Annotated in this window: 21 protein-coding genes and 2 riboswitches; of the genes, 9 read left to right on the plus strand and 12 right to left on the minus strand. The window is 69.0% G+C overall.

All coding sequences use genetic code 11. The features are described 5' to 3' along the window. The first annotated feature begins 4 nt into the window (after positions 1-4). From AC5WJ1_RS20590 to AC5WJ1_RS20600, 3 genes are read left to right on the plus strand one after another with little or no spacing between them, the layout of a single operon-like run. On the plus strand, positions 5-2,881 hold the full coding sequence (locus AC5WJ1_RS20590) for a DUF802 domain-containing protein (RefSeq protein WP_494476934.1): 2,877 nt from the start codon (positions 5-7) through the stop codon (positions 2,879-2,881). Further along, entirely contained in the window at positions 2,878-3,528 is a 651-nt protein-coding gene (locus AC5WJ1_RS20595) for an OmpA family protein (protein WP_133093371.1), read from the plus strand. The genes AC5WJ1_RS20590 and AC5WJ1_RS20595 overlap by 4 nt, the downstream gene beginning before the upstream one ends. Next, entirely contained in the window at positions 3,521-4,213 is a 693-nt protein-coding gene (locus AC5WJ1_RS20600) for a DUF2894 domain-containing protein (protein ID WP_135703532.1), read from the plus strand. The genes AC5WJ1_RS20595 and AC5WJ1_RS20600 overlap by 8 nt, the downstream gene beginning before the upstream one ends. On the opposite strand, the gene AC5WJ1_RS20605 is transcribed toward AC5WJ1_RS20600, so the two are convergent. Further along, on the minus strand, positions 4,210-5,058 hold the full coding sequence (locus tag AC5WJ1_RS20605; protein ID WP_135703531.1) for an amidohydrolase family protein: 849 nt from the start codon (positions 5,056-5,058) through the stop codon (positions 4,210-4,212). The genes AC5WJ1_RS20600 and AC5WJ1_RS20605 overlap by 4 nt on opposite strands. Before the next feature lie 121 nt (positions 5,059-5,179). Between AC5WJ1_RS20605 and AC5WJ1_RS20610 the strand changes: the two genes are divergently transcribed. The 3 genes from AC5WJ1_RS20610 (at position 5,180) to AC5WJ1_RS20620 (ending at position 8,022) form a co-directional block, all read left to right on the plus strand. After that, the gene (locus AC5WJ1_RS20610) at positions 5,180-5,929 is read left to right on the plus strand and encodes a GntR family transcriptional regulator (protein ID WP_135703530.1); all 750 of its coding nucleotides are present in this window, start codon (positions 5,180-5,182) and stop codon (positions 5,927-5,929) included. 49 nt (positions 5,930-5,978) lie between these two features. Then, positions 5,979-6,965 carry a tripartite tricarboxylate transporter substrate binding protein gene (locus tag AC5WJ1_RS20615; protein WP_135703529.1) on the plus strand — a complete coding sequence of 329 codons (987 nt, stop codon included), beginning with the start codon at positions 5,979-5,981 and terminating at the stop codon, positions 6,963-6,965. Positions 6,966-7,032: 67 nt separating this feature from the next. Then, positions 7,033-8,022: a Bug family tripartite tricarboxylate transporter substrate binding protein gene (locus AC5WJ1_RS20620; RefSeq protein WP_135703528.1), complete on the plus strand. Its 990-nt coding sequence runs from the start codon at positions 7,033-7,035 to the stop codon at positions 8,020-8,022. Between the two features lie 72 nt (positions 8,023-8,094). On the opposite strand, the gene AC5WJ1_RS20625 is transcribed toward AC5WJ1_RS20620, so the two are convergent. From AC5WJ1_RS20625 to AC5WJ1_RS20645, 5 genes are all read right to left on the minus strand, one after another. Next, positions 8,095-9,081, minus strand: a complete 987-nt coding sequence (locus tag AC5WJ1_RS20625; RefSeq protein WP_494476935.1) for a Bug family tripartite tricarboxylate transporter substrate binding protein — start codon at positions 9,079-9,081, stop codon at positions 8,095-8,097. A gap of 69 nt (positions 9,082-9,150) precedes the next feature. Next, a complete protein-coding gene (eno, locus tag AC5WJ1_RS20630; RefSeq protein WP_135703527.1) occupies positions 9,151-10,437 on the minus strand; it encodes a phosphopyruvate hydratase in 1,287 nt (428 codons plus the stop codon). Positions 10,438-10,447: 10 nt separating this feature from the next. Beyond that, on the minus strand, positions 10,448-11,866 hold the full coding sequence (gene pyk / locus AC5WJ1_RS20635) for a pyruvate kinase (protein ID WP_135703526.1): 1,419 nt from the start codon (positions 11,864-11,866) through the stop codon (positions 10,448-10,450). Then, positions 11,863-13,173: a glycerate kinase type-2 family protein gene (locus AC5WJ1_RS20640; RefSeq protein WP_240745761.1), complete on the minus strand. Its 1,311-nt coding sequence runs from the start codon at positions 13,171-13,173 to the stop codon at positions 11,863-11,865. The genes pyk and AC5WJ1_RS20640 overlap by 4 nt, the downstream gene beginning before the upstream one ends. A gap of 177 nt (positions 13,174-13,350) precedes the next feature. After that, positions 13,351-14,436, minus strand: coding sequence for a tartrate dehydrogenase (locus tag AC5WJ1_RS20645; protein WP_494476936.1), 1,086 nt, complete (start codon positions 14,434-14,436; stop codon positions 13,351-13,353). A 132-nt stretch (positions 14,437-14,568) separates the two neighbouring features. Between AC5WJ1_RS20645 and AC5WJ1_RS20650 the strand changes: the two genes are divergently transcribed. Beyond that, complete coding sequence (locus AC5WJ1_RS20650) at positions 14,569-15,510, plus strand: LysR family transcriptional regulator (RefSeq protein ID WP_133093381.1); 942 nt, start codon at positions 14,569-14,571, stop codon at positions 15,508-15,510. A gap of 132 nt (positions 15,511-15,642) precedes the next feature. Beyond that, a complete protein-coding gene (locus AC5WJ1_RS20655; RefSeq protein ID WP_135703524.1) occupies positions 15,643-16,119 on the plus strand; it encodes a DUF3597 domain-containing protein in 477 nt (158 codons plus the stop codon). Between the two features lie 51 nt (positions 16,120-16,170). Here the strand turns inward: AC5WJ1_RS20655 and AC5WJ1_RS20660 are convergent, their stop codons facing one another. From AC5WJ1_RS20660 to AC5WJ1_RS20670, 3 genes are read right to left on the minus strand one after another with little or no spacing between them, the layout of a single operon-like run. After that, the gene (locus tag AC5WJ1_RS20660) at positions 16,171-16,671 is read right to left on the minus strand and encodes a TlpA family protein disulfide reductase (protein WP_135703523.1); all 501 of its coding nucleotides are present in this window, start codon (positions 16,669-16,671) and stop codon (positions 16,171-16,173) included. Beyond that, positions 16,668-17,918 (minus strand): sialidase family protein, encoded by a 1,251-nt coding sequence (locus tag AC5WJ1_RS20665; protein WP_431189852.1) that lies wholly within the window; start codon positions 17,916-17,918, stop codon positions 16,668-16,670. The genes AC5WJ1_RS20660 and AC5WJ1_RS20665 overlap by 4 nt, the downstream gene beginning before the upstream one ends. Before the next feature lie 5 nt (positions 17,919-17,923). After that, positions 17,924-20,209, minus strand: coding sequence for a TonB-dependent receptor (locus tag AC5WJ1_RS20670; protein WP_135703522.1), 2,286 nt, complete (start codon positions 20,207-20,209; stop codon positions 17,924-17,926). Between the two features lie 254 nt (positions 20,210-20,463). Further along, positions 20,464-20,565: riboswitch (glycine riboswitch) on the plus strand. Then, positions 20,566-20,696, plus strand: a riboswitch (glycine riboswitch). A gap of 54 nt (positions 20,697-20,750) precedes the next feature. Here AC5WJ1_RS20670 and AC5WJ1_RS20675 point away from each other — a divergent pair. Continuing rightward, the gene (locus tag AC5WJ1_RS20675) at positions 20,751-22,016 is read left to right on the plus strand and encodes a D-amino acid dehydrogenase (RefSeq protein ID WP_135703521.1); all 1,266 of its coding nucleotides are present in this window, start codon (positions 20,751-20,753) and stop codon (positions 22,014-22,016) included. Positions 22,017-22,149: 133 nt separating this feature from the next. Here AC5WJ1_RS20675 and AC5WJ1_RS20680 read toward each other — a convergent pair whose 3' ends face one another. From AC5WJ1_RS20680 to AC5WJ1_RS20690, 3 genes are read right to left on the minus strand one after another with little or no spacing between them, the layout of a single operon-like run. Next, positions 22,150-22,548 (minus strand): Zn-ribbon domain-containing OB-fold protein, encoded by a 399-nt coding sequence (locus tag AC5WJ1_RS20680; protein ID WP_135703520.1) that lies wholly within the window; start codon positions 22,546-22,548, stop codon positions 22,150-22,152. Between the two features lie 24 nt (positions 22,549-22,572). Then, positions 22,573-23,739, minus strand: a complete 1,167-nt coding sequence (locus tag AC5WJ1_RS20685; protein WP_135703519.1) for a thiolase family protein — start codon at positions 23,737-23,739, stop codon at positions 22,573-22,575. Positions 23,740-23,777: 38 nt separating this feature from the next. After that, on the minus strand, positions 23,778-24,236 hold the full coding sequence (locus AC5WJ1_RS20690) for a MaoC family dehydratase (protein ID WP_135703518.1): 459 nt from the start codon (positions 24,234-24,236) through the stop codon (positions 23,778-23,780). Between the last annotated feature and the right edge of the window lie 38 nt (positions 24,237-24,274).

A 24,274-nucleotide genomic window follows, 5' to 3' on the forward strand; every position in this document is an offset into this window, starting at 1 on the left:
CCCCATGAACCGATACTTCTTCCATCTTGTTGTTTTCCTGGCGGGCCTGGCGGCCATGTGCTGGATCGCCGCAGGCTATGCCGGCTCGAATGCGCTGGCGTTGTCGGTCACGCTGCTGATCGGCGCCTGCTACGTGGCCGGCGCGCATGAGCTGCTGCGCTACCGGCAGGGCACGCTGGGGCTGGCGCAGGCGGTGCAGGGGCTGTCCGAAGCGCCGGCAAGCCTGGATGGCTGGCTGGAGCGCCTGCCCGCGGGACTGCGCAACGCGGTGCGCCTGCGCGTCGAGGGCGAGCGCGTAGCGCTGCCGGGGCCGGCGCTGACGCCGTACCTGGTCGGCCTGCTGGTGCTGCTGGGCATGCTCGGCACGTTCCTCGGCATGGTGTCGACGCTGCGCGGCACCGGCATGGCGCTGGAAACCGCGACCGACCTGCAGGCGATCCGCGCGTCGCTGGCGGCGCCGGTGAAGGGGCTGGGCTTCGCCTTCGGCACCTCGGTGGCCGGCGTGGCCACGTCGGCCATGCTGGGGCTGCTGTCGGCCCTGTGCCGGCGCGAACGCGTGCAGGCCGCGCAGGCGCTCGATGCGCGCATCGCCACCACGCTGCGCCCCTATTCCCGCAGCCACCAGCGCGACGAGTCGTTCCGGCTGCTGCAGCGCCAGGCCGATGCCATGCCGGCGCTGGTCGACCGGCTGCAGGCCATGATGGCGACCATGGAGCAGCAGAACCAGGCCATGGCGGAGCGCCTGGCGGCCAGCCAGGAAGCCTTCCACGGCAAGACCGAAACGGTGTACACGCAGCTGGCCGCCGCGGTCGGGCAATCGCTGAAAGACAGCGTTGCCGACAGCGCGCGCGCCGCCGGCACGGCGATCCAGCCGGCCGTGGAAGCGACCATGGCCGGCCTGGCGCGCGAGACCGCCGCCATGCGCGACGCCGTCACGCAGTCCGTGCAGCAGCAGCTCGAAGGCATCTCGGCACGCTTCGAGACCTCGACCGCCGGCGTCGCCGGGATCTGGAACGAAGCGCTGGCCAGCCAGCAGCGCAGCAATGAAGTCCTGACGGGCGAACTGCGCGGCGCGCTCGACGGCTTTGCACAGGCATTCGAGCAACGTTCGGCCGGCCTGGTCGAGCAGGTCGCGGCACGGCTGGAAACAACCTCCGCCAGCACCGCGCGGGCGTGGACCGAGGCCCTGTCGCAGCAGGCCCGCACCGGCGAGAAGCTCGCCGCCGACAACCAGCAGGCGCTGGCCGCCGCCACGGCGGCATTCGAACAGCAGGCGGCGTCGCTGGTGTGCACGGTGGGCCAGTCGCACGCCGACCTGCAGGCGGGCCTGGCATCGCATGACGAGCAGCGCCTGGCTGCGTGGGCCGGCACGCTCGGCAGCATGACCGAGGCGCTGCGCCAGCAGTGGGACCAGGCCAGCGCGCAGGCCGCGAGCCGCCAGCAGGAAATCAGCGAGACGCTGGCGCAGACCGCGCGCGAGATCGCCGCGCAGGCGCAAGCGCATGCCAGCGGCACCATCGCCGAGATCGAGCGGCTGGTGCAGGCCGCCGCCGACGCGCCCAAGGCCGCGCTGGGCATGCAGGCCGAGCTGAGCGCGCGCGACGAACAACGCCTCGCAGCCTGGACCGACGCGCTTGGCAACATGGCCGCCGGACTGCGCGGGGAATGGGAACAGGCGAGCGCACTGGCCGCGAGCCGCCAGCAGGAAATCTGCGCCGCGCTGGCGCAGACTGCCAGCGACATCTCGGCGCAGGCGCAAGCCCACGCCAGCGGCACCATCGCAGAGATCGAGCGTCTGGTGCAGGCTGCCGCCGACGCGCCGAAGGCCGCGCTGGCCCTGCAGACCGAACTGAGCGCGCGCGACGAGCAACGCCTCGCAGCCTGGACCGAAGCCCTCGCCGCGATGGCCGCCACGCTGCGCCAGGAATGGCAGCAGGCGGGCGCGCAGACCGCCACCCGCCAGCAGGAAATCTGCGCAGCACTGGCGCAGACCGCGCAAGCGATTTCCACCGAAACGCAGGCGCACGCCAGCGGCACGCTGGCCGAAATCGAGCGCCTGGTGCAGGCCGCCGCCGAGGCGCCCAGGGCCGCCGCCGCCCTGCAGGCCGAGCTGGCCGCGCGCGACGAACAGCGCCTGGCCGCCTGGACCGGCCACCTCGACAGCATGGCCGCATCGCTGCGCCAGCAATGGGAACAGGCCGGCAGCCACAGCGCCAGCCGCCAGCAGGAGATCTGCGACACGCTGGCGCAGACCGCGCGCGACATCACCGCGCAGGCCGAGGCGCACGCCAGCAGCACCATCGCCGAAGTCGCGCGCCTGATGCAGGCGTCCGCCGAAGCGCCCAGGGCCGCGGCCGAAGTCATCGCCGAACTGCGCCAGAAGCTCACCGAAGGCATGGCCCGCGACAACACCATGCTGGAAGAGCGCAGCCGCATGCTGGAAACGCTGGGCACGCTGCTCGACGCCGTGAACCACGCCTCCACCGGCCAGCGCGCCGCGGTCGACACGCTGCTCGCGACCACGTCCGAGCTGCTGGAGCGCGTCGGCGGCCGCTTCACCGAGCAGGTAGAGTCCGAGACCGGCCGCCTGGCGCAGGCCGCGGCGCAGGTCACCGGCAGCGCCGTCGAGGTGGCGAGCCTGGGCGAAGCCTTCGGCGTGGCGGTGCAGATGTTCAGCGCCTCCAACGACAAGCTCTCCGAACAGCTGCAGCGCATCGAGGCCGCGCTCGACAAGTCGATGGCGCGCAGCGATGAGCAGCTGGCCTACTACGTGGCGCAGGCGCGCGAGGTGGTCGACCTCAGCATGCTGTCGCAGAAGCAGATCCTGGAAGACCTGCAGCATCTGGGCGGCCGGCAGGCACCGCGCGCAGAGGCGGCATGAAGGACGACTACATCGACGCCGGCGCCGAGCCGACGGTGCCGGCCTGGGCGGTCTTCGGCGACCTGATGTCGGTGCTGCTGGGCGCGTTCGTGCTGGTGCTGCTGGGCGTCATCGGCGTGCAGCTCGAACTGTCGGCGCGGCTTGAGGACGAGGTGCGGCAGCGGCAGGAAGAAGCGCAGCGCCGCCAGACGCTGGAGCAGGCGCTGGCCGGCCCGCTCGCCGCCGGGCGCGTGACGCTGGTGAACGGGCGCATCGGCATCAGCGGCAGCGTGCTCTTTGCCTTGAACTCCGACCAGCTGCAGCCCGAGGGCCGCGAGCTGTTGCGCAGCCTGGCCGCACCGCTGTCGGCCTACCTGCGCACGCGCGACGAGATGCTGATGGTCAGCGGCTTCACCGACGACCAGCAGGTACGCGAGGGCAACCGCCGCTTCGCCGACAACTGGGAGCTGTCGGCGCAGCGCGCGCTGACCGTGACGCGCGCGCTGATCGATGCCGGCGTGCCGCCCGCTTCGCTGTTCTCCGCGGGCTTCGGCTCGCAGCAGCCGGTCACGGCCAATACCGATGCCGGGAGCCGCGCGAAGAACCGGCGCGTGGAAATCGCGCCGGTGCCGCGCGTGACCATGGGGACGGGGAAGCCGCGTGACTGAAGACGTCGCCGCAAGCGCACGCGCGCAGCTCGACGCCTGGCGCGACAGCGATGCCGCCGGCGTCGACCCGGTGCGCTTCCGGCTGATCGATGCGCTGGCGCGGCGCTCGGCCGGCCATGACGGCGCGGTGCGGCAGATGCTGGATGCGCGGCTGGCGGCGCTGGTCGACAGCTACCGCGAAGCCGTGGCGCAAGACGCTGCGCGGCGCGAAACGGCCGCAGCAACCGAACAGGAAGCCACCGCAAATCCGATCGGCACGCTTGCCGGACTGGTCGGCTACATCAAGGCTAATACGCGCGCTGCAGGGATCGCGTCCGCACCGAGCGCCCCTGCGCCGCGCGCCGCTGCACCGGCGCGCGCCGTGCGTCCCGAACCCGAGCCGGAACTGGTCGACTATTTCCGCGACACGTGGTCGCGCGTCAGCGTGAGCCGGCAGTTGCGGCAGTCGCAGGCGCAGTTGCCGGGCAATGCCGGACCGCTCAATTCCGACCACCTCGTGCATCGTGCGCTGACGCTGATGCATGAGGTGTCGCCAGGCTACCTGGAGCAGTTCTTCTCGTATGTCGAGGCGATGGCGTGGCTGGAGCAACTGCATCGCGGCGGCGCACCGGCCGAGAACGAAGCGGTGCGGGCCACCAGCGCGAAGAAGACCACCCGCGCCAGGCCGCGCAAGGCGGCGGGCTAGTCCGCCGTCCCTGGCGCGATCGCAAACCCGTAGAGCGCCGCGGCATTGCGCCAGCGCAGCGCTTCATTCAGCGAAGCCTCCGCCGGCGCGGTTCCGGGCCAGCGGCTGGTTTCCCCGCACTCCCCCGCCCGCTCCCCGGCTTCATGATTGGTCCACGGCCAATCGCTGCCCCAAAGCAGCCGGTCGGCACCGACCACTTCCAGCCAGCGCTGCGCCAGTTCGCGCCACGCCCCCGGCGCCACCAACCGGTATGGCGCGCTGAACTTGACCCACACCTGCCGACGCGCTCGCACCGCCGCGGCCACGCTGAACACCGGGTCCGCCACGCCCGCCGCGCCCGGCCTGCCAAAATGGTCGAGCACCACCGGTACGCCTGACTCGCCCAGTACGCCATCCAGCGCGGCCAGCACCGCGCTGCCGTCGCCGTTGTCGGTATGGAGCTCGACATGCCAGCCCAGCGCGGCGATACGTGCGAACAATGCGCGCCACGGCGCTGTGCCGATGCGCTGCCAGCCGGGATCGCGATAGAGGTTCAACCGGATGCCGCGCACGCCGGCGTCGTCCAGTTCGCGCAATGCCGCATCGGATACGTCGGGATCGACCACCGCGACGCCGCGCAGCCGCGCCGGCATGGCGCGCAGCGCCGCCAGCAGCGCGGAGTTGTCGGTGCCGAGGAAGCTGGTCTGCACCACCACCCCGAACGGATCGCCAAGCGCCCCGGCCAGCAGCCGCCAGTCCGGCAGCGTGGCGGCATACGGGGGCCGGTAGCGAGCGGAGGGCGCTGCCGGGCCGGCATCGAAGGTATGGAAGTGGCAGTCCACCACCGGCGTTTCGGGTTGATTCATCTGTCTGCCCTGCTGTGTCCGCGGGTAATTCCGGATAGGGGAAGCAAGCCCGCGTCAGTATTCTAGTCCTCTAGAGGACATGGACAACAATTTAGCACGGCTCCAGACCGACGGACAACCGATGGCGGACATTGACCTGCTTCAGAAAATCACCAGCGCGGCCGGCCTGAGCCGGTATGGCCAGATCGCCGCACAGCTCCAGGCGCGCATTGTTTCTGGCGACTGGCCGCCGGGCGAGGCGATACCCGCCGAGGGCGCCCTGGCGAAAGAATTCGGCATCGCGCTGGGAACGATCCGACAGGCGATCGCCGTGCTGGTGCAGGAAGGGCTGCTGGAACGCGTGCAGGGCCGGGGCACCTTTGTGCGCAAGGGCCTGACCGGCGCCAGCCCGATGCGTTTCTTCCGCTTCGGCGGTGCCGACGGCGACGCCAAGGTGCCGCGCTCGGAAATCCTGTCGTGCCGCGCCGTGCGCCTGGACAAGGCCATGGCGGAGCGCTTCGAACTGCCATCCGGAGCGCGCGGCCTGGCGATCACGCGCCGCCGCTGGCTGGACGACAAGCCGCGCCTGCTGGAATCGATCTGGCTGCCGCTGCCGCGTTGCGAAGCGCTGCAGCAGTTGCCGGTATGGGAATGGGGCGACCTGCTGTATCCGCTGCTCGGCAGCCAGTGCGGCATCACCGTGCACCGCGCGGTCGACGAGGTCACCTTCCGCACGCTGGCGCATGACGAGGCCGAGTTGCTGGAACTGCCCGATGCGCACCCCTGCGCGGTGGTGACCCGGCACGCCTTCGACCTGCGCGGCACCTGCATCGAATACCGGCTGACCCGGGGCGATGCCTTCGCTTTTCGCTATACCGCTGACATCCGCTGATTGTCTGCTAGCCATCCGATACCTGATCCGCATCCGAGGAGACCGTTTCATGCATTCCATCAAGGCGCTGGGCGCGGCCATCGGCGCCGCCGGCATCCTGCTGCAACTTGCGCCGGCGCAGGCCGCCGAGAGCGCCGCCACGTGGCCGTCGCGGCCCATCACGATCGTGGTCACGTATCCGCCGGGCGGCGGCGCCGACCTGATGGCACGGCTGATCGCGCCGGGCCTCGGCCGCGAACTCGGCCAGTCGGTGGTGGTGGAAAACCGCCCCGGCGCCGGCGGCCAGATCGGCGCGGCCTATGTCGCCAAGGCGGCGCCCGACGGCTATACGGTGATGGTCGATGCCTCTTCCTACGCCGTGAATCCCAGCCTCTACGCCAGGCTGCCCTACGACCCGGCCAAGGCGTTCAAGCCCGTCGGCGTGCTGGCGCGCTATCCCAACGTGCTGGTTTCCACTGCCAGCTTCCCGGCCACCAAGGTCGGCGACGTGCTGGCGATGGCGAAGCAGAACCCCGGTTCGGTAGCGTTTGCCTCATCCGGCAATGGCTCGGCGCAGCACCTGGCGGGCGTGCTGTTCGAACAGCGCGCGGGGGTGGACCTGCTGCACGTGCCTTACAAGGGCGGCGGCCCGGCCATGACCGATGTCATCGCCGGGCAGGTGCCGCTGTTCTTCGCCAATGTTGCATCGAGCCTGCAGCACATCAAGGCCGGCAAGCTCAAGCCGCTGGCGGTCACCAGCCACCAGCGCACCAACGCGCTGCCGGGCGTGCCGACGATGCAGGAGGCCGGCGTGCCCGGCTATGAAGTCTATGAGTGGAACGCAGCCTTCCTGCCGGCTGCCACGCCCGAACCGATCGTCGCCAAATTTGCCGAGGCGTTGCACAAGGTGATGCACAGCCCCGAGACGCGGCAGCGCGTGACCGAACTTGGCGGCGAGGTGGTGGCCGCGCCGCCGGCACAGGCGCAGCAATTCATCGACGGCCAGGCCCGGCTGTGGGCCAAGGTGATCAAAGACGGCAACGTCAAGCCTGAATGATCGCCGGCATCGCCAGCCGCGGCGCAATCGCCGCAATCACTACGACCGGATACCCACGGAGACCCGCATGACCCGCGTCAACCACACCCGCCGCCAGTTGCTGCAAGCGACCGCGGCACTGGGCGCCAGCGCCCTCTTCCCCACGCTCGCCCGCGCCCAGGCGTGGCCGGCCAAGCCGGTCCGGCTGGTAGTGCCGTTCGCGCCGGGCGGCAGCTCGGAAATCGTCGCGCGCTCCACCGCGGCGGAACTGACCAAGCTGCTGGGCGTGTCGGTGTTCGTGGAAAACAAGCCGGGCGCCGCCGGCAATATCGCCATGGGCGAAGTGGCGCGCGCCGAAGACAACCATACGCTGATCCTCGGCCATATCGGCACGCTGGCGGTGAACCCGTTCATCTTCCCCAAGCTGCCCTACGACCCGATCAAGGACTTCCGCCCGATCTCGCTGCTGTCCAAGGTGCCAAGCCTGTACGTGGTGCATCCCGACGTGCCGGCGAAGAACCTGAAGGAATTCGTGGCGCTGGCCAAGAGCAAGCCGGGCAAGCTCAACTACGGCTCGGCCGGCAATGGCAGCGCCGGGCACCTGGCTTTCGAGTACCTGAAGGCGGCGACCGGCACCTTCATCACGCACGTGCCGTACCGCGGCAGCGGCCCGCAGATCACCGACCTGCTCTCCGGTCGGCTGGAAGCGGCCGCCGTGGGCGCGCCGGCAATCCTGCAGTTCATCAAGACCGGCAAGGTGCGCTGCATCGCCACCGGCACCACGCAGCGCATTCCGCAGCTGCCGGATGTACCGACCGTGGCCGAGCAAGGGTATCCCGGGTTCGAGATGACGCAGTGGTATGGGCTGCTCGCGCCCGCAACGCTGCCGCAGGCGGCCGCGGACAAGCTGGCGGATGCGACCATCAAGGCCGTCAAGAGCCAGAGCTCGGTCGAGCGGCTGAGCGCGGACGCGGCCATCGTGGTGGGCAATACGCCGGCGGAGTTTGCACGGTTTATCGCGCAGGAGCAGCAGCGCTGGAAGCCGATCATTGCGCGGGCGCAGATCAAGCCGGATTGAGTGGCTTCCGGAGGATGCTATGTTTGCTCCCTCTCCCGCTTGCGGGAGAGGGAGCAAACCGCGGGGCAGCATCTATTCGATCGTCACCTTCCCGTCCTTCACCAGCTTTGCGAACTTCACCGTCTCATCCTGGATGCGGCGCGCGAATTCCTTCGGCGTGCTGGTCATCGGCTCGGCGCCGATGGCCTGCATGCGCTGCTGGAAATCCGGCGATTTCACGATCCTGACGATCTCGGCGTTGAGGCGCGTCACGACCGGCTCCGGCGTGGCGACCGGCGCCATCACGCCGAACCACGTGCCGATGTCGAATCCCTTCAGGCCGGCCTCTTCCAGCGTCGGCACGTCGGGCAGCACGGTCGAACGCTTCGCCGTGGTCACCGCCAGCGCACGCAGCTTGCCCGACTTGATGTGCTGCAGCACCGGCGTCAGCGTGTCGAACGACATGGTCACCTGCCCGCCAAGCAGGTCGGTGGTCAGCGGACCACTGCCCTTGTAAGGCACGTGCAGCAGCGGCGCGCCGGTGGCGGCCTGGAACTGCGTGCCGATCAGGTGCTGCGCGGTGCCGTTGCCGTTGGAACCGTAGGCAAACTCGGGCGAGGCGCGCTTGGCCAGCACCACCAGTTCGCTGACAGTCTTCGCCGGCGTCTTCGCGGCGTTGATCACCAGCACATTGGGCACCATCGCCACCGGGGCCACCGGCGCGAGGTCTTTCTCGAAGCTATAGGGAAGCTTCTTGTACACGCTGGTGGCGATGGTGTGGTGCACCGCGCCCATCAGCAGCGTGTAGCCGTCCGGCTTGTTCTTGGCGACATAGTCGGCGCCGACCGTGGCGCCTGCGCCAGGCCGGTTCTCGACGATCACCGGCTGGCCGAGGCTTTTGGAAAGCTGGTCGCCCAGCGCGCGCGCCAGCACGTCGGTGGTGCCGCCCGAAGGGAACGGCACGACCAGCGTAATTGGCTTGGCCGGCCAGGCTTGCGCCATGGCGCCACCGCTGAGGGCGAGGCCGGCGGCGGCCAGGGTCAATGCCGATACGCGGCGCAGAAAGTCGGTTGCATGCATGTCTTGTCTCCTGTCTGATGGATTTTCAGCAAGCCTTCATGGCTTGTCTGTCGGTTGCTGCTTCGGGCACTAGCGCAGTTGTCGCAGCGCACTGCTGCCGGCGAAGGCCGCGGCGCAGCCCAGCTCCGCTTCGATGCAAAGCAGCCGGTTGTACTTGGCCACGCGGTCGGAACGGCTGAGCGAGCCGGTCTTGATCTGCGTGGCCGCGGTGCATACGCTCAGGTCGGCAATGGTGGTGTCCTCGGTCTCGCCGGAGCGGTGCGAGATCACCGACGCATAGCCGGCACGCTCGGCCACGTCGATGGCCTGCAGCGTCTCGGTCAGCGTGCCGATCTGGTTGGGCTTGATCAGGATCGCGTTGGCAACGCCCTGCGCGATGCCTTCGGACAGGATCGCGGCGTTGGTGACGAACAGGTCGTCGCCTACCAGCTGCACCTGCGCGCCGAGTTTCTCAGTCAGAAGCCGCCAGCCCCGCCAGTCCTGCTCGGCCATGCCGTCTTCGATGGTGACGATGGGATACTGGCGCACCCAGCCGGCCAGCAGGTCGACAAAGCCTTCGGCGTCGTAGCTGCGGCCTTCCGACGCCAGCACGTAGCGGCCCTCGGCATGGAACTCCGAGCTGGCCACGTCCAGGCCCAGCGCGATATCGCGGCCGGCCCCGAAGCCGGCGGCCTCCACCGCTTGCAGGATCACTTCCAGCGCATGCTCGTTCGAGGCCAGGTCCGGGGCAAAGCCGCCCTCGTCGCCGACCGCGGTGGAAAAGCCGCGCTCGCGCAGCACGCGCTTGAGCGTATGGAACACCTCGGCGCCCCAGCGCAGCGCTTCGGAAAGACTGGGCGCGCCCACGGGCAGGATCATGAATTCCTGCATGTCGACGCTGTTGTCGGCATGCGCACCGCCGTTGATGATGTTCATCATCGGCAAGGGCAGGCGCGTCTCGGCGCGCCCTGCCCCAAGCGAGCGGTACAGCGGCACGCCCGCCGACGCCGCAGCCGCCCGCGCGGTGGCGAGCGAAACCGCGAGCAACGCATTGGCGCCGAGGCGCGACTTGTCGGCGGTGCCGTCCAGCCGGATCAGGCACGCATCCACTTCGGCCTGGTCCGCTGCCTGCATGCCGGCGAGCGTGCGGGCGATATCGACATTGATATGCTGCACGGCCTTGCGCACGCCCTTGCCGAGATAGCGGCGCGGATCGCCGTCGCGCAGCTCCAGCGCCTCGCGCGAGCCGGTGGAGGCGCCCGACGGTGCTGCCGCGAACCCTTGCGCGCCATCGGCCAGCAGCACGCGCGCGGCCACGGTGGGATTGCCGCGCGAGTCGAGGATCTCGTAGCCGAGGATTTCCTTGATGACAGCCATCTCGCTCCCCCTACCGGACCTGCGCGATGCGCAGCAGGTTGGTCGTGCCCGCGACGGTAAAGGGCAGCCCCGCCGAGATCACGATCGACTGGCCGGCCGCGCCGAACTGCTCCTTGAGCACGGTGCGGCTGGCCACTTCGGTCATCTCCACCACGTCGACCACTTCATGGCAGAGCACCGCGTGCACGCCCCACGCCAGCGCGAGGCGGCGCGCGGTGGCAAGCCGCGGCGTCATGCCGAGGATCGGCACCTCGGGCCGTTCGCGCGCCATGCGCAGCGCGGAATAGCCGGAGCTGGTATAGGCTACCGCCGCGGGCGCGCCCAGCAGGCTGGCCACGTGCCGCACGGCGTAGCCGATGGCGTCGGCAGCGTCGGCACGCGGTGCCGAATGCGAGGCCTGGATGGCTTCGTGGTAGTGCGGGTCGGATTCGGTGCGGGTGATGATGCTGTCCATCATCTTCACCGCTTCCACCGGATAGCGGCCCGACGCCGATTCCGCGGACAGCATCACTGCGTCGGCGCCGTCATAGATGGCGGTGGCGACGTCGGATGCCTCGGCGCGGGTCGGCACCGGTGCGGCCACCATCGACTCCAGCATTTGCGTGGCCACTATCACCGGCTTGCCGGCCTTGCGGCAGGCGCGCACGATGCGCTTCTGCAGCGACGGCACCTGTTCGGCAGGCATTTCCACGCCGAGGTCGCCGCGTGCCACCATGATTGCGTCGGACGCCTCGACGATCGCCTCCAGGCTCTGGATCGCGGCCGGCTTCTCCAGCTTGGCGACGATGCCGGCGCGGCCGTCGACGATCTGGCGGATCTCCTCGATATCCTCGGCGCGCTGCACGAACGACAGCGCCACCCAGTCCACCCCGAGCGACAGCCCGAAGTCCAGGTCGGCGCGGTCCTTTTCGGTCATGGCCGACAGCGGCAGCACCACGCCCGGCACGTTGACGCCCTTGCGGTCGGACAGCGTGCCGCCGTTGACGACCACGGTCTCGGCATAGTCGGCGCCGCAGCGCTCCACGCGCAGCCGCACCCGGCCGTCGTCGACCAGCAGTTCCGCGCCCGGCTGCAGCGCCGCGAAGATCTCCGGATGCGGCAGGCTCACGCGCTGCGCGCTTCCGGGCACGGACGCATCCAGATCGAGCCGGAATGCTGCCTGCGCCGCCACTTGCACCGGACCCTCGGCAAAGGTGCCGATGCGCAGCTTGGGACCCTGCAGGTCAAGCAGCACGCCGATCGGGCGGCCGCGTTCCTGTTCGATCGCGCGGACGGCGTGCAGACGCTGCTTGTGGTCTTCATGCGAGCCATGGCTGAAGTTGAGCCGGAACACATCGGCTCCCGCATCGAACAGCTGGCCGATGGTGGCCGGATCCGAACTGGCGGGCCCGAGCGTGGCCACGATCTTTGCGTTGCGAAGGCGTCTCATGTGTTGGCTCCGGAAGCGCGCGTCAGCACGATCGCGCGGAAATCATTGACATTGGTCAGCGTGGGGCCGGTCACGACCGCGTCCCCCAGCGCCTCGAAGAATCCATGGCCGTCGTTGGCGGCCAGCGCGTCCTGCGGGTTCAGGCCGGCGCGCCATGCGCGCTCGAGCGTGTCAGGGCCGATCACCGCACCGGCGATCTCTTCCTGCCCGTCGACGCCGTCGGTGTCGCCGGCGATGGCATGGATGCCGGCCTCGCCGCGCAGGGCCAGCGCCAGCGACAGCAGGAACTCGACATTGCGGCCGCCCTGGCCGTTGCCGCGCACGGTGACCGTGGTCTCGCCGCCGGACAGCAGCACGCACGGCGCGGCAAAGGGCTGGCCGTGCCTGGCCGCCGCCAGCGCGATGCCGCCCAGCACCTTGCCAACCTCGCGGGCCTCGCCCTCGATGGCGTCGCCGAGCACATGCACGGCATAGCCGGCGTCGCGGCCCGCTTGCGCAGCGGCCTGCAGCGCCAGCCGCGGCGTGGCGATCCACTCGGTGCGGATGCGCGGCAGGCGCGGGTCGCCGGGCTTGGGCGTCTCGGCCGCGTCGGACTGCAGCGCGGCCAGCACGTGGGCAGGCAGGTCGATGGCGTAGCGCCTGACGATGGCCAGCGCATCGGCGCACGTGGTCGGGTCGGGCACGGTCGGGCCGGAGGCGACGTCGATGGCGTCGTCGCCCGGCACGTCGGAAATCAGCAGGTTCAGCACCTGCGCGGGGTAGCACGCGGCGGCCAGCCTGCCGCCCTTGATCGCGGACAGGTGGCGGCGCACGCAGTTCATCTCGGAGATTGTCGCCCCCGACTTGAGCAGCGCGCGGTTCACCTGCTGCTTGTCGTCCAGCGTGATGCCGGCCAGCGGCAGCGGCAGCAGCGACGAGCCGCCGCCGGAGACCAGGCAGATCACGAGGTCGTCCTCGCTGAGGCCGGACACCAGTTCCAGCATGCGGCGCGAGGCGGCCAGCCCGGCATCGTCCGGCACCGGGTGCGCGGCTTCGACGATCTCGATGCGCGCGCAAGGCACCGCGTAGCCGTAGCGCGTCACCACCAGCCCCTGCAGCGGGCCTGGCCACGCTGCTTCCAGCGCTGCGGCCATGGCCGCAGAGGCCTTGCCGGCACCGATGACGATGGTGCGGCCGCGCGGCGCTGCGGGCAGGTGGCGCGCCAGCGTGCGTGCCGGCTGCGCGGCGGCGATGGCCGCGTCGAACATGCGCCGCAGCAGCACGTCGGGATCGATCGTTGGCATGGTCACGGCGCGCTCATGGATCATGGCTGTTTCCTGCTGATTCGGTGTTTCGTAAGGCAAACGCTCCCCCCGGCACAGCTCTGGGCGTGCTGCTTGTGGCGGAAGGCGGTGCGGCTATGCCGCTGGTTTGCTCCCCTCTCCCGCGCGCGGGAGAGGGGAGCGTTCACGACGGCTAGCGGCTAGCGGTTGGCGCGCGAACGCTCAGGCTGCCCTGGCCTGCTTGCCGGACAGCAGTTCGCACACGGCTTGCGTCACCTGCGCGGTGGTGGCCTTGCCATCCAGGTCGCCGGTATGCAGCGCCGCGTTGGCGGTCACCGCCTCGACCGCCTCCATCACACGCTGGGCCGCGGCGTGCTCGCCCAGGTGTTCCAGCAGCATCACCACCGACCAGAACGTGCCGACCGGATTGGCCAGGCCCTTGCCCATGATGTCGAAGGCCGAACCGTGGATCGGCTCGAACATCGACGGATAGCGGCGTTCCGGGTCGATATTGCCGGTTGGGGCGATGCCCAGGCTGCCGGCCAGCGCCGCGGCCAGGTCGCTCAGGATGTCGGCGTGCAGGTTGGTGGCAACGATGGTGTCGAGCGACTTCGGGCGGTTGACCATGCGCGCGGTGGCGGCATCGACCAGTTCCTTGTCCCAGGTGACGTCCGGGAAATCCTTCGCCACCTGCACCGCGACCTCGTCCCACATCACCATGGCGTGGCGCTGCGCGTTGGACTTGGTGATCACCGTCAGCTGCTTGCGCGGACGCGATTGCGCCAGCTTGAAGGCGAAGCGCAGGATGCGTTCGACGCCGACGCGGGTCATCATGCTGACATCGGTGGCGGCCTCGATCGGATGGCCCTGGTGCACGCGGCCGCCGACGCCCGAGTATTCGCCTTCCGAGTTCTCGCGCACGATCACCCAGTTCAGGTCTTCCGGCGCGCAGCGCTTGAGCGGCGCGTCGATGCCCGGCAGGATGCGGGTCGGGCGCACGTTGGCGTACTGGTCGAAGCCCTGGCAGATCTTCAGGCGCAGGCCCCACAGCGTGATGTGGTCGGGGATATGCGGGTCGCCGGCCGAGCCGAACAGGATCGCATCCTTGTCGCGCAGCGCGTCCAGGCCATCGGCGGGCATCATCACGCCGTGCTGGCGGTAGTAGTCTCCGCCCCAGTCGAAGTCTTCGAACTCGAAGCGGAAATCGGCGCCGGCGGCGGCCAGCGCTTCCATCACCTGGCGGCCCGCGGGTATCACTTCCTTGCCGATGCCATCGCCGGGGATGGTCGCGATGCGGTAGGTCTTCATCTCTTGTCTCCTGGTCAGAATCCGTGTGAATCCGTGTGTTTGCACGATTGCGTGGAATGGATTCTGGGCCGTGGACAAGGTTTTGGATCGCTTGTAAAGTTAAACCATTCTTAACCTGAGATTAAAGCTGGCATGGCATCGTCCGCAGGGATCCAGCCGTCGGAACTGGGCTTTTTCACGTCGGTGGCCACCGCCGGCAGCCTGAGCGCGGCCGCGCGCGACCTTGGCATCACAACCGCGGCGGTCAGCAAGCGGCTGGCACAGATGGAGGCGCGAATCGGCATGCCGCTGGTCACGCGCACCACCCGGCGCATGAGCCTGACGCCCGAGGGCGAGGTCTACCTGGAGCACGCGCGGCGCATCCTGAGCGAGATCGAGGACCTGGACCAGCTGCTGACGCGTTCCAAGGGCAAGCCGAGCGGCCTGCTGCGCGTCAATGCCACGCTGGGGTTCGGCCGCATGCACGTGGCGCCGGTGATTTCCGAGTACGTCGCGGCCTATCCCGAAGTCGACGTGCAGCTGCAGCTGTCGGCCGACCCGCCACCGCTGAACGAAGACGCGTTCGACGTCTGCATCCGCTTCGGCCAGCCGCCCGATGCGCGCATCGTGGCGCGCAAGCTGGCGCCCAACCGGCGCCTGCTATGCGCGTCGCCCAAGTACCTGCGCGATCACGGCATCCCCAACACGCCGGCCGACCTGCGCCGCCACAACTGCATCGGCATCCGGCAGGGCAGCGACGCCTATGGCGTGTGGCGCCTGACCACCGGCAAGGGGGCCAAGGCGCGTACCGAAACCGTGCGCGTGCGCGGCAACCTGACCACCAACGACGGCGAGATCGCGGTCAACTGGGCGCTGGAAGGCCACGGCATCCTGATGCGGGCCGAATGGGATATCGAGCGATTCCTGCGCAGCGGACGGTTGGTGCAGGTGTTGCCGCAGTACGCCACGCCGGAGGCCGACATCTACGCGGTCTATCACCAGCGGCATCAGCTGTCGTCGCGGCTCCGGCTGTTCGTCGAGTTCATGGCGGCGAAGTTCAGCGAGTTCGGCGAGCCGGCAAAAGTGCCGGCATGACTGTCGCTGCATGCAGCATTTACAACCCGGCGCTGCCTGGTGCGCCGAAAGCAAGGCCTGCGTGGATGGTGCGTTTCCTGCATGGCGCTGTACTCCACGTGCTGCGATCCAAACGGACAGGAGGCCACCGCCATGAGCATCTTCAAGGACATCCTCAACAAGCTGCTGGGCCGGGCCAAGCCGGCTGCCACGACTTCGGGCACCCCCGCCGGCACATCCGCCGGCACAGCGGCTGGCACGCCGACCTCGGCAGGCGCGGCACCCGCGCCGTCGAGCCCGTCGCCCGCGTCGGCAGGCGCCACCACGCCCGCAGGCAGCGCTGGCCAGGCCGCGGCCAAACCCACGCCGCTGTCGGGCGTCGACGTCGAATCCATCATGGACAACCTGGTCAGGGAGAGCGGCCAGACGCTGAACTGGCGCACGTCCATCGTTGACACGATGAAGGCGCTGGGCATCGACAGCAGCCTCGAGCACCGCAAGGAACTGGCGCGCGAGCTGCACTACAGCGGCGACATGAACGATTCCGCCGGGATGAATGTCTGGCTGCACAAGCGCCTGATGCAGGAGCTTGCGGCCAACGGCGGCAAGCTGCCGGCGGACTTGTCGTAAGGAAATCCGGGAAGCGTTGGCGGCTGCCTCAGGAAAGGGCCGGCGGCCGCCTCAGCCGCCGATGCCCGCCCAGCGCAGGTGCTTGTCCCAGTCGGCGTCGCCGATCACGCCGGATACGCCCTGCCGCTGGCCGTCGGCCCGATAGAAGTACGTGCGCGGCATCTCCCCCATCCAGTCGGGATCGACCGAATAGCGCAGCCTCTCCTGCGGCTCGTTGCCGAACATCCACGCGTCGCGCGTCAGGTTGACGCGCTTGAGCAGCTGCTGCACCTGCGGCAGCGCGTCGGGCCGGTCCATGGCCAGCGTGACCACGCGCAGGCTGCGATGCTTCGCCTGCAGCTTGCCGATGGCTTCGAAATTACGCTTGCAGTAGACGCAGTCGAGCGACCACACCACCAGCACGAAGGGCTTGCCCTGCTGGCTGGCACTGAGCTGCGCGGCACTGGCGGATTCGAACACCGATACGCGTTCGGCCGCGTGCGCCATGCCGGCGACGCCGAGCGCGATCGTGGCGCCCGCCAGCGCGGCGATGAGTTTGCGACGCAATGTCATGCGCCCTCCTGCGCCAGCGGGAAGACCTGGAAGCCTTCGGCCTCGGTGCGCCACAGCACGTAGGCGCGGCCGCCGTGCTGCAGCAGGTGCGGCTGGTCCGAATCGCGCGCGGTGCCGGCAACCTGGCGCGTCTGCCAGGTCTTGCCGCCGTCCTGCGACAGCATCGCCGAGAGCCGGGTCTGCTGGCCGTCGAACGATTTCCACGCCACCACGATGCGATGGTCGTCGAGCGCGACGATATCGGCATGCTGCGCGCGCGGGTCGTCCAGCGGACGCTGCGCCTGCAGCTTGCCGTCCCGGAAGCGGCCGACCGATACCGTCGGCTTGCCTGCCTTCACGTTGAACCAGACCATGTGCAGCATGCCGTCCGGCGCCACCGCGGCGCCCGGGCCGTGGTGCGGGCAGGCGTCGATGCGCCAGTCGTCGAAGGTCGCGCGCTGCATCGGCGCGGGCGTGCCGTCGGCGCCGAGCAGTGCCACCGCGTGGTCGCGCGCGTTGGGCGGGAACACGTGGCGCCACAGCGCCAGCATCTTGCCGTCCGGCGTCGGCGCGAGCGCGATGCGGCAGCATTCGCAGGACTGGTCGGCGATCTTGTAATCGCCCTGGAAGCTCTTGCCGTGGTCGGCCGATACCGCGTAGTAGATCGCAGCGCCGGCATAGGGCTGCCTGCGCGCTTCGGCGGCGACCACGTCGCGCTTGTCGATCCAGCTGACGAAGACGCGGCCGGCCGGGTCCACCGCGATCGCGTCGAAGCGGTGCGCGATCTGGTCGCGGTTGGCATGCACGGTCACCGGCGCGGCAAAGGTCTTGCCGCCGTCGGCGGAGCGCGCGAAGCGGATAAAGCCGGTATAGGGCTTGGGCAGCGGCTGGGTCCAGGTGACGTAGATCTCGCCGTCGCGGCCGGTGGCAACCTTGGGCCGGCTGTCGTGGTCAGCAGCCACGGCTTCGGGCACGCGGTTGACGTGCTGCACCGGCCCGAAGCTGCGACCCTGGTCGGCCGACGCGCGCACGGCCACGTGCTGGCCGTCCTTGTAGGCGATCCACAAGCGGCCGTCGCGATCGAAGGCGGCGCCGGTGCCGAGTTCGCTCATCGCCTTCGGCGCCGCGCTTTGCGCACCGTGGCCGGCATGGTTGCCATGGGACTGCGCCATCGCGGCGAACGCCGTGCAGGCGATCACGCCGGCGGCAAGGAAGCGGAAGCTGCGGGGCAAGCGCTGCAGGGGAATGGTCAGGATCGGACTGGTCACTGCACTCAGAAGGAAAGCTTGGCCTCGGCGTAGAACGTCCGGCCCGGGTACGGGTGGTAGACGAAGTAACGCTGGTCGGTCAGGTTGTCGATGCCAAGCCCGAGCCGCACGTTCCTGGCGGGCTTGTAGGTCACCTTGACGTCGAAGGTCAGGAAACTGCTGGTGCCGCCGAAGGTGTCGGGATTGACGTCGCTGTTATCGAGCGTATTGTACTGCCGCCCCGAATAGGTCATCGCCAGCGTGCCGGCCCATGCCGGCGTAAAGCGGTAGGTGCCGACCAGGTTCGCGCGCCACTGCGGGATGCGATAGAAATACTTGCCCACCGATGCCGGGTTATTGGCATTCTCCAGCGTCTTGGAATGGTTGTACGCGCCGCTGGCCGACAGGTCGAAGCCGCTGGTCAGCACGTCGCGCCCGTCGTAGGCAAGCTCGATGCCACGCGTACGCACGCGGTCCACGTTCTGGAAACTGGTGACGGTGGGGAACACCGTGGTATTGGTCTGGCTGACCAGCGCATCGCGGATGTCGTCTTCATACACCGACACGCGGAAGTACGAACGGTCGACCGTGCGTTCGAAGGTCAGGTCCTTCGAGAACGAGCGCTCCGGCTTCAGGTTGGGATCGTTGTTGATCAGCGAGGTGCCGGTGATGCGGCCCTGGAACAGCTCGGCGACGGTCGGGTAGCGCCAGGCCTGGCCGAGCGACAGCCGGCCCAGCCAGTCCTGACCGATGGCCTTTTCCAGCGCCAGCTTGGGCGACCAGTTGGACTCGCTGCGCACCGGGTAGGCGACATCTACGCCCGGCTGGCTGCGGCTGCCGTCATAGGCGCGCCAGTGCTCCCAGCGCACGCCCGGGATCAGCTTCCAGTCCTCGGCGAAGTACCACGCGTCCTGCGCGTACAGCGCCTGCGTCTCGGTCTTGCCGGCAAAGGCGTTGTTGAACGCGGAGATGGTGGCGGCCTGCCAGTCCGAGGTGTTGTAGGTGGTGTTGCTGAGCCTGTAGTTGTCGTAGTGGTAGCCGAGGGTGACCCAGTGGCCGCCCTTGAGCTGCTGCGGGCGGTAGTCGGCCTTCAGGTCGAGCGTGCGCCAGCCGGTGCCGTCGCCATAGGTCACCGTGCCCGGGCCATTGCCCGCGGTGCTGGCGGTGCGGCTGATGTCCTTGGTGACATCGAACAGCGATGCCACGCCGGAGAAATTCCACCCGGTCTCGTTGCGCGTGCGCAGCGACAGGCCGTAGAGCCAGCGCGCGTCCTCGCCATTGCCCGGCGCAAACGCGTTGGCGGGGATCACGTAGCGGAGGCCGCCGATATTGACCGGGCCGCTCGACACCACGTTGCCGTCGGCATCGCGCAGGTAGCTGCCGGTGGCGCTGGAGCGGTCCTGCTGCCAGTAGGCGGCGGTGAACTGCGCCTGCAGGGTATTGGTGATGTCGTAGCCGAGCTTGAGCTTGAGCTGGTCCTGCACGGTGTGCGTGACGCCCTCGCTGTTGACGCCCATCACGGTGCGGTCGGCGCCGGTCTGGTCCTGGTCGAAGTAGGCGCCGGTCACGGGCTTGTCGGCCGAAGTCGCCCGCACGCTGGAGCGCGCCGCGGTGTAGAAGCTCAGCGGCTGGCTCTTGCTGTCCTGCCGGTCGACGCTGACCAGCCACGAGAACGGCCCGGCGCGGTCGCCCACGTAGGCGTTGGCGTGCACGCCGTTGAAACTGTCGTGCGTGCCGTACAGGTTGAAGCGCTGCGTGAATAGCTGCACGCTGGCATCGCCCTCGAACTTCTCCGGTGTGCGCGTACTGATCAGCACGGTCGCGCCCAGCGAATTGCCCGGGTACAGCGCCGAATACGGGCCATACAGCACGTCGACGCGCTCGATCTCGGCGGCGTTGACCAGCGACCAGCGCGGCGGGAAAGTGAAATCGGAGCCCAGCAGGTTGGAAAGCAGCAGGCCGTCGGCATAGACCAGCCCGCGCGCCGACTGGCGCGAGCTAGTGCTGCGCACCGAGATGATCGAGTTCATATCGCCGATGAAGCGCTTGCGCACGGCGAGGTTGGGCGCGTACTTGAGCGCGTCTTCGGTGTTGACCACGTTGAAGTCCGCCATGCGTGCGGCGCTGATGCCATAGGCGGGCGATGGCGTATTGGGCGGCGTGGCCGGCGTTTCGCCGCGCCCGGTCTTCGCCGAGACCACGACTTCCTGCAAGGGCTGCGGCGCGCTGACGGGTTCATCCGGCTGCGCGCCGGCGATGCCGGGGCCCATCAGCGCGGCCGAGGCGGCCAGCGCAATCCGATTTCTTCTCACTGGAATACCTTTTCTGTTCTTCTGGCTCGCCCGACCGGTGCGCCGTATCCGGCTCGTGCTACGGCGCACTTCCTCCGCGTAGCGAGTGCTGACATTCTAGGGGGCGGGTCGGCTTGACGCAGTGCGACATAGCGCCGCGCCGGTAAAGAAGCGACTCGACCCATCCATGCGAACACGACTGGCTCTATTCGCGTTTACCCGCATATCCACTTGCGGCCTTTGTCTCTAGATTTGCGCGGATTGGCGTTCGCGCCAACGTGATGCTGGGAGAGACTGATCCGGCGGCAGCCGCCGCGGACAGCGCCGAAGGAGCAACCGCCCCGGAAACTCTCAGGCAAAAGGACCGGTATCACGCGTCACAGCACTCTGAAGAATGCCGCCATCGTCAGCCGGCATACCGAAGGAGCAAGCGGCCCCCGCCACCGGTACCCCCGGGCACCACCGGCGGCTGTCGTGAATCTCTCAGGTCAGGAACAGAGGGGGCGTCCGCCACGCATGTCGCGTGCGGGCTCCCACCCCGACGTTTCTGGACTGCCAGATCATGAAGACAATCGCCGTCATCGGCGGTGGCATCACCGGTGTCACCACGGCCTACGCGCTCGCCCGGCGCGGATTCTCCGTCACCCTGTTCGAGCGCCACCGCTACGCCGCGATGGAAACCTCGTTCGCCAACGGCGGGCAGCTATCCGCCTCCAATGCCGAGGTGTGGACGCACTGGTCCACCATCATCAAGGGCCTGAAGTGGATGCTGCGCAGCGACGCCCCGCTGCTGGTCAACCCGCGCCCGAGCTGGCACAAGCTGAGCTGGTTCGCCGAGTTCATCGCCTCGATCCCGCATTACCGCCGCAACACCATCGAGACCGCGCGCCTGGCCATCGCGGCGCGCGAGCACCTGTTCGCGTGGGCGGCGCAGGAAGGCATCGACTTCGACCACAAGCGCGAAGGCATCCTGCATATCTATCGCGACAAGGCGGGCTTCGAGCACGCGGGCCGCGTCTCGGCGCTGCTGGCGCAGGGCGGGCTGGAGCGCCGCGCGGTGACGCCGGCGGAAATGCGCGCGATCGAGCCGACGCTGGCCGGCACCTACTACGGCGGCTATTTCACCGAAAGCGATTCGACCGGCGACATCCACAAGTTCACCAGCGGCCTGGCCGCCGCCATCGAGCGCATGGGCGTGCACTGCCGCTACGGCGAGGACGTGCGCAAGGTCACCACCGATGGCCGCAGCGCCAGCGTGACCGTGCAGGAAGGCGCGGACAGCGCCACCTCGACCTTCGACGGCGCGGTGATCTGCGCCGGCACCGCCAGCCGCGCGCTGGCCGCCGGGCTGGGCGACCGCGTCAACATCTATCCGGTCAAGGGCTATTCCATCACCGTCAACCTGAACGACGCGGGCAGCCGCACCGCGGCGCCGACCGTCAGCCTGCTCGACGATGAAACCAAGCTGGTCACCAGCCGCCTGGGCGACGACCGCTTCCGCGTGGCCGGCACCGCGGAGTTCAACGGCTTCAACCGCGACATCCGCGCCGACCGCATCCGGCCGCTGGTGGAATGGGTGCAGCAGTGCTTCCCCGGCGTCAGCACGCGCAGCGTGGTGCCGTGGGCGGGGCTGCGGCCGATGCTGCCGGATATGCTGCCGCGTGTTGGGCGGGGGCGGGCCCGGTGCGTGTTCTACAACACCGGGCATGGGCACCTTGGCTGGACGCTGTCGGCGGTGACGGCGGATATGGTGGCGGGGGTGGTGGCGCAGGCGCTGGTTGAGCCGAAAGTCTCGGGCGTGGGCTCGCTGGGACTTGCCAAGGCTTGAGATTGCCAGTTGAGCGCCTCGCTATTGCCAGCGCTGGCCCTCTCCCCCAGCCCCTCTCCCGCTCGCGGGAGAGGTACGGGGGAGAGGGCGGGAGCCTCCACGGAGTGAAGCGCCATCGCCCGCCGTGAACCGCTCAGGCCGGCGCAAACACCGGCACCGGCGCCCCATCCACGCTGGGCGCGAACCTGACCTTCACCTTCTGCCCGATGCGCACCTCATCGAGATCGCAATCGACGATATGGGTCATCATGGTCACGCCCTCGTCCAGCGTCACATAGGCAATGCAATACGCCTGCGGGCCAGCCTTGCGCGTGACGCTGTACGAGTAGATGGTGCCGCGGCCGCTGGCGGTCTTCCAGACCGTATCGCCCATGCAGAACGGGCACAGCGTGCGCGGATACCAGTGCGTCTTGCCGCATGACTGGCAGTGCTTGACCAGCAGCCGGCCTTCGCGCGCGGCCTGCCAGAATTCGATGTTGTCGGGCTGTTCGTCCGGGGCCTTGTAGGCCATGGGAGTGTGCGGGGTCGTCATGTCAGTTGCTCCGGCGATCGTTCATTATTCGCGCTCGAGGATCAGGGTGGCGCTGCCGTGGCGCGAGCCCAGGTAGCCGCCGGTGCCTTGCGCCAGCGCCAGGTCGCAGTTCTTCACCTGCACCGCCGGATGCGCCTCGCCGCGCAGCTGGCGCACGGCCTCGATCACCTTGGTGATGCCGCCGCGGTTGGCCGGGTGGTTGTTGCACAGGCCACCGCCATCGGTATTGAACGGCAGCTTGCCGACGCCCGAGATCAGGTTGCCGTCGGCCACGAACTTGCCGCCTTCGCCCTTCTTGCAGAAGCCCAGGTCTTCCAGCTGCATCAGCACGGTGATGGTGAAGCTGTCGTAGATCGAGGCGTACTTGATGTCGGCCGGGGTCACGCCGGCTTCAGCGAACGCGGCCGCGCCGGAAAACTTCGCGCCCGACCAGCTCAGGTCGACCTCGCCGCCGAGCTGGCCCTTGACGTATTCACCGGCGCCGATGATCTTCACCTTCGGGCGCCTGAGCGTGGCCGCGATCTCGGGCCGCGCCACGATCAGCGCGCCGCCGCCGTCGGACACCACGCAGCAGTCGAGCTTGTGCAGCGGGTCGGCGATCAACGGCGAGTTCAGCACCTCTTCCACCGTGACCACGTTGCGCAGCATCGCGTGCGGGTTGTGCTGCGCGTGGTGCGACGCCGCCACCTTGACCCATGCCAGCTGCTCGGGCGTGGTGCCGTACTCGTACATATGGCGCATCGCCACCATCGCGTACAGGTTGACGGTGACGGGATTGAACGGCGCCTCGAACGGGGCGTCCGGCAGGTTGGCGCCCCAGTTGCGCGCCTGCGTGCCGGTCGAGCCTTCGGAGCGCGGCCGGCCCGCCAGCGTGATCAGCGCCACGTTGCACTTGCCGGCGGCAATGGCCTGCGCGGCGTGCGAGACATGCACCAGGTAGGCGGAGCCGCCGGTGTCGGTGGAGTCCACGTGGCGCACCTTCAGGCCGAGGTAGTCGACCATGTTGGTGGCGCCCAGCCCCGGCGCATCGCCGGCGCAGAAGTAGCCATCCACGTCCGCCAGGGTCAGGCCGGCATCGGCCAGCGCGCCGCGCGCGGATTCCGCGTGCAGCTGCGCCACCGACTTGTCCGGCGCCTTGCGGGTCGGGTGCTCGTAGGCCCCGACGATATATGCCTTGCCTTTGATGCTCATGGGAGTCTCGTCCTGCTTGGGATTGATATTGGGGAACTTCAGAAGCGCATCTGCACCAGCCAGGTCGCCACCATGGCCGGCCGCTCGCTGCCTTCGACCTGCATCTCTACTTTCCAGTGGCAGCGCACTTCACCGGGGCGGACTTCGTCGAGCTGCTGCAGCGTGAACGCGCCGCGCACGCGCGCGCCGGCCGGCACCGGGCCGGTGAAGCGCAGCCGGTCGAAGCCATAGTTCAGCGCCAGCTTGCGGCCCGGAAAGGTAAAGCACTGCCCGAACGCCGCCGACACCATCGACACGATCAGGAAGGCGTGCGCGACCGTGCAGCCGTATGGCGAATCCGCCGCGGCGCGCTCGGGGTCCACGTAGATCCACTGCCGGTCATGCGTCAGCTCGGCGAAGGTATCGATGGCGTCCTGCCCGATGGGGAAATACTCGCTCACGGCGGCGGGCGCGGCGCAAAGCGCGCGCAGGTCGTCGAGCGATGCAATGCTGTGCATGAGGCTCCTGTCGGTCCAGGCCTGGTCAGGCGCGGCGG

Source organism: Cupriavidus sp. MEYA8, assembly GCF_059278825.1.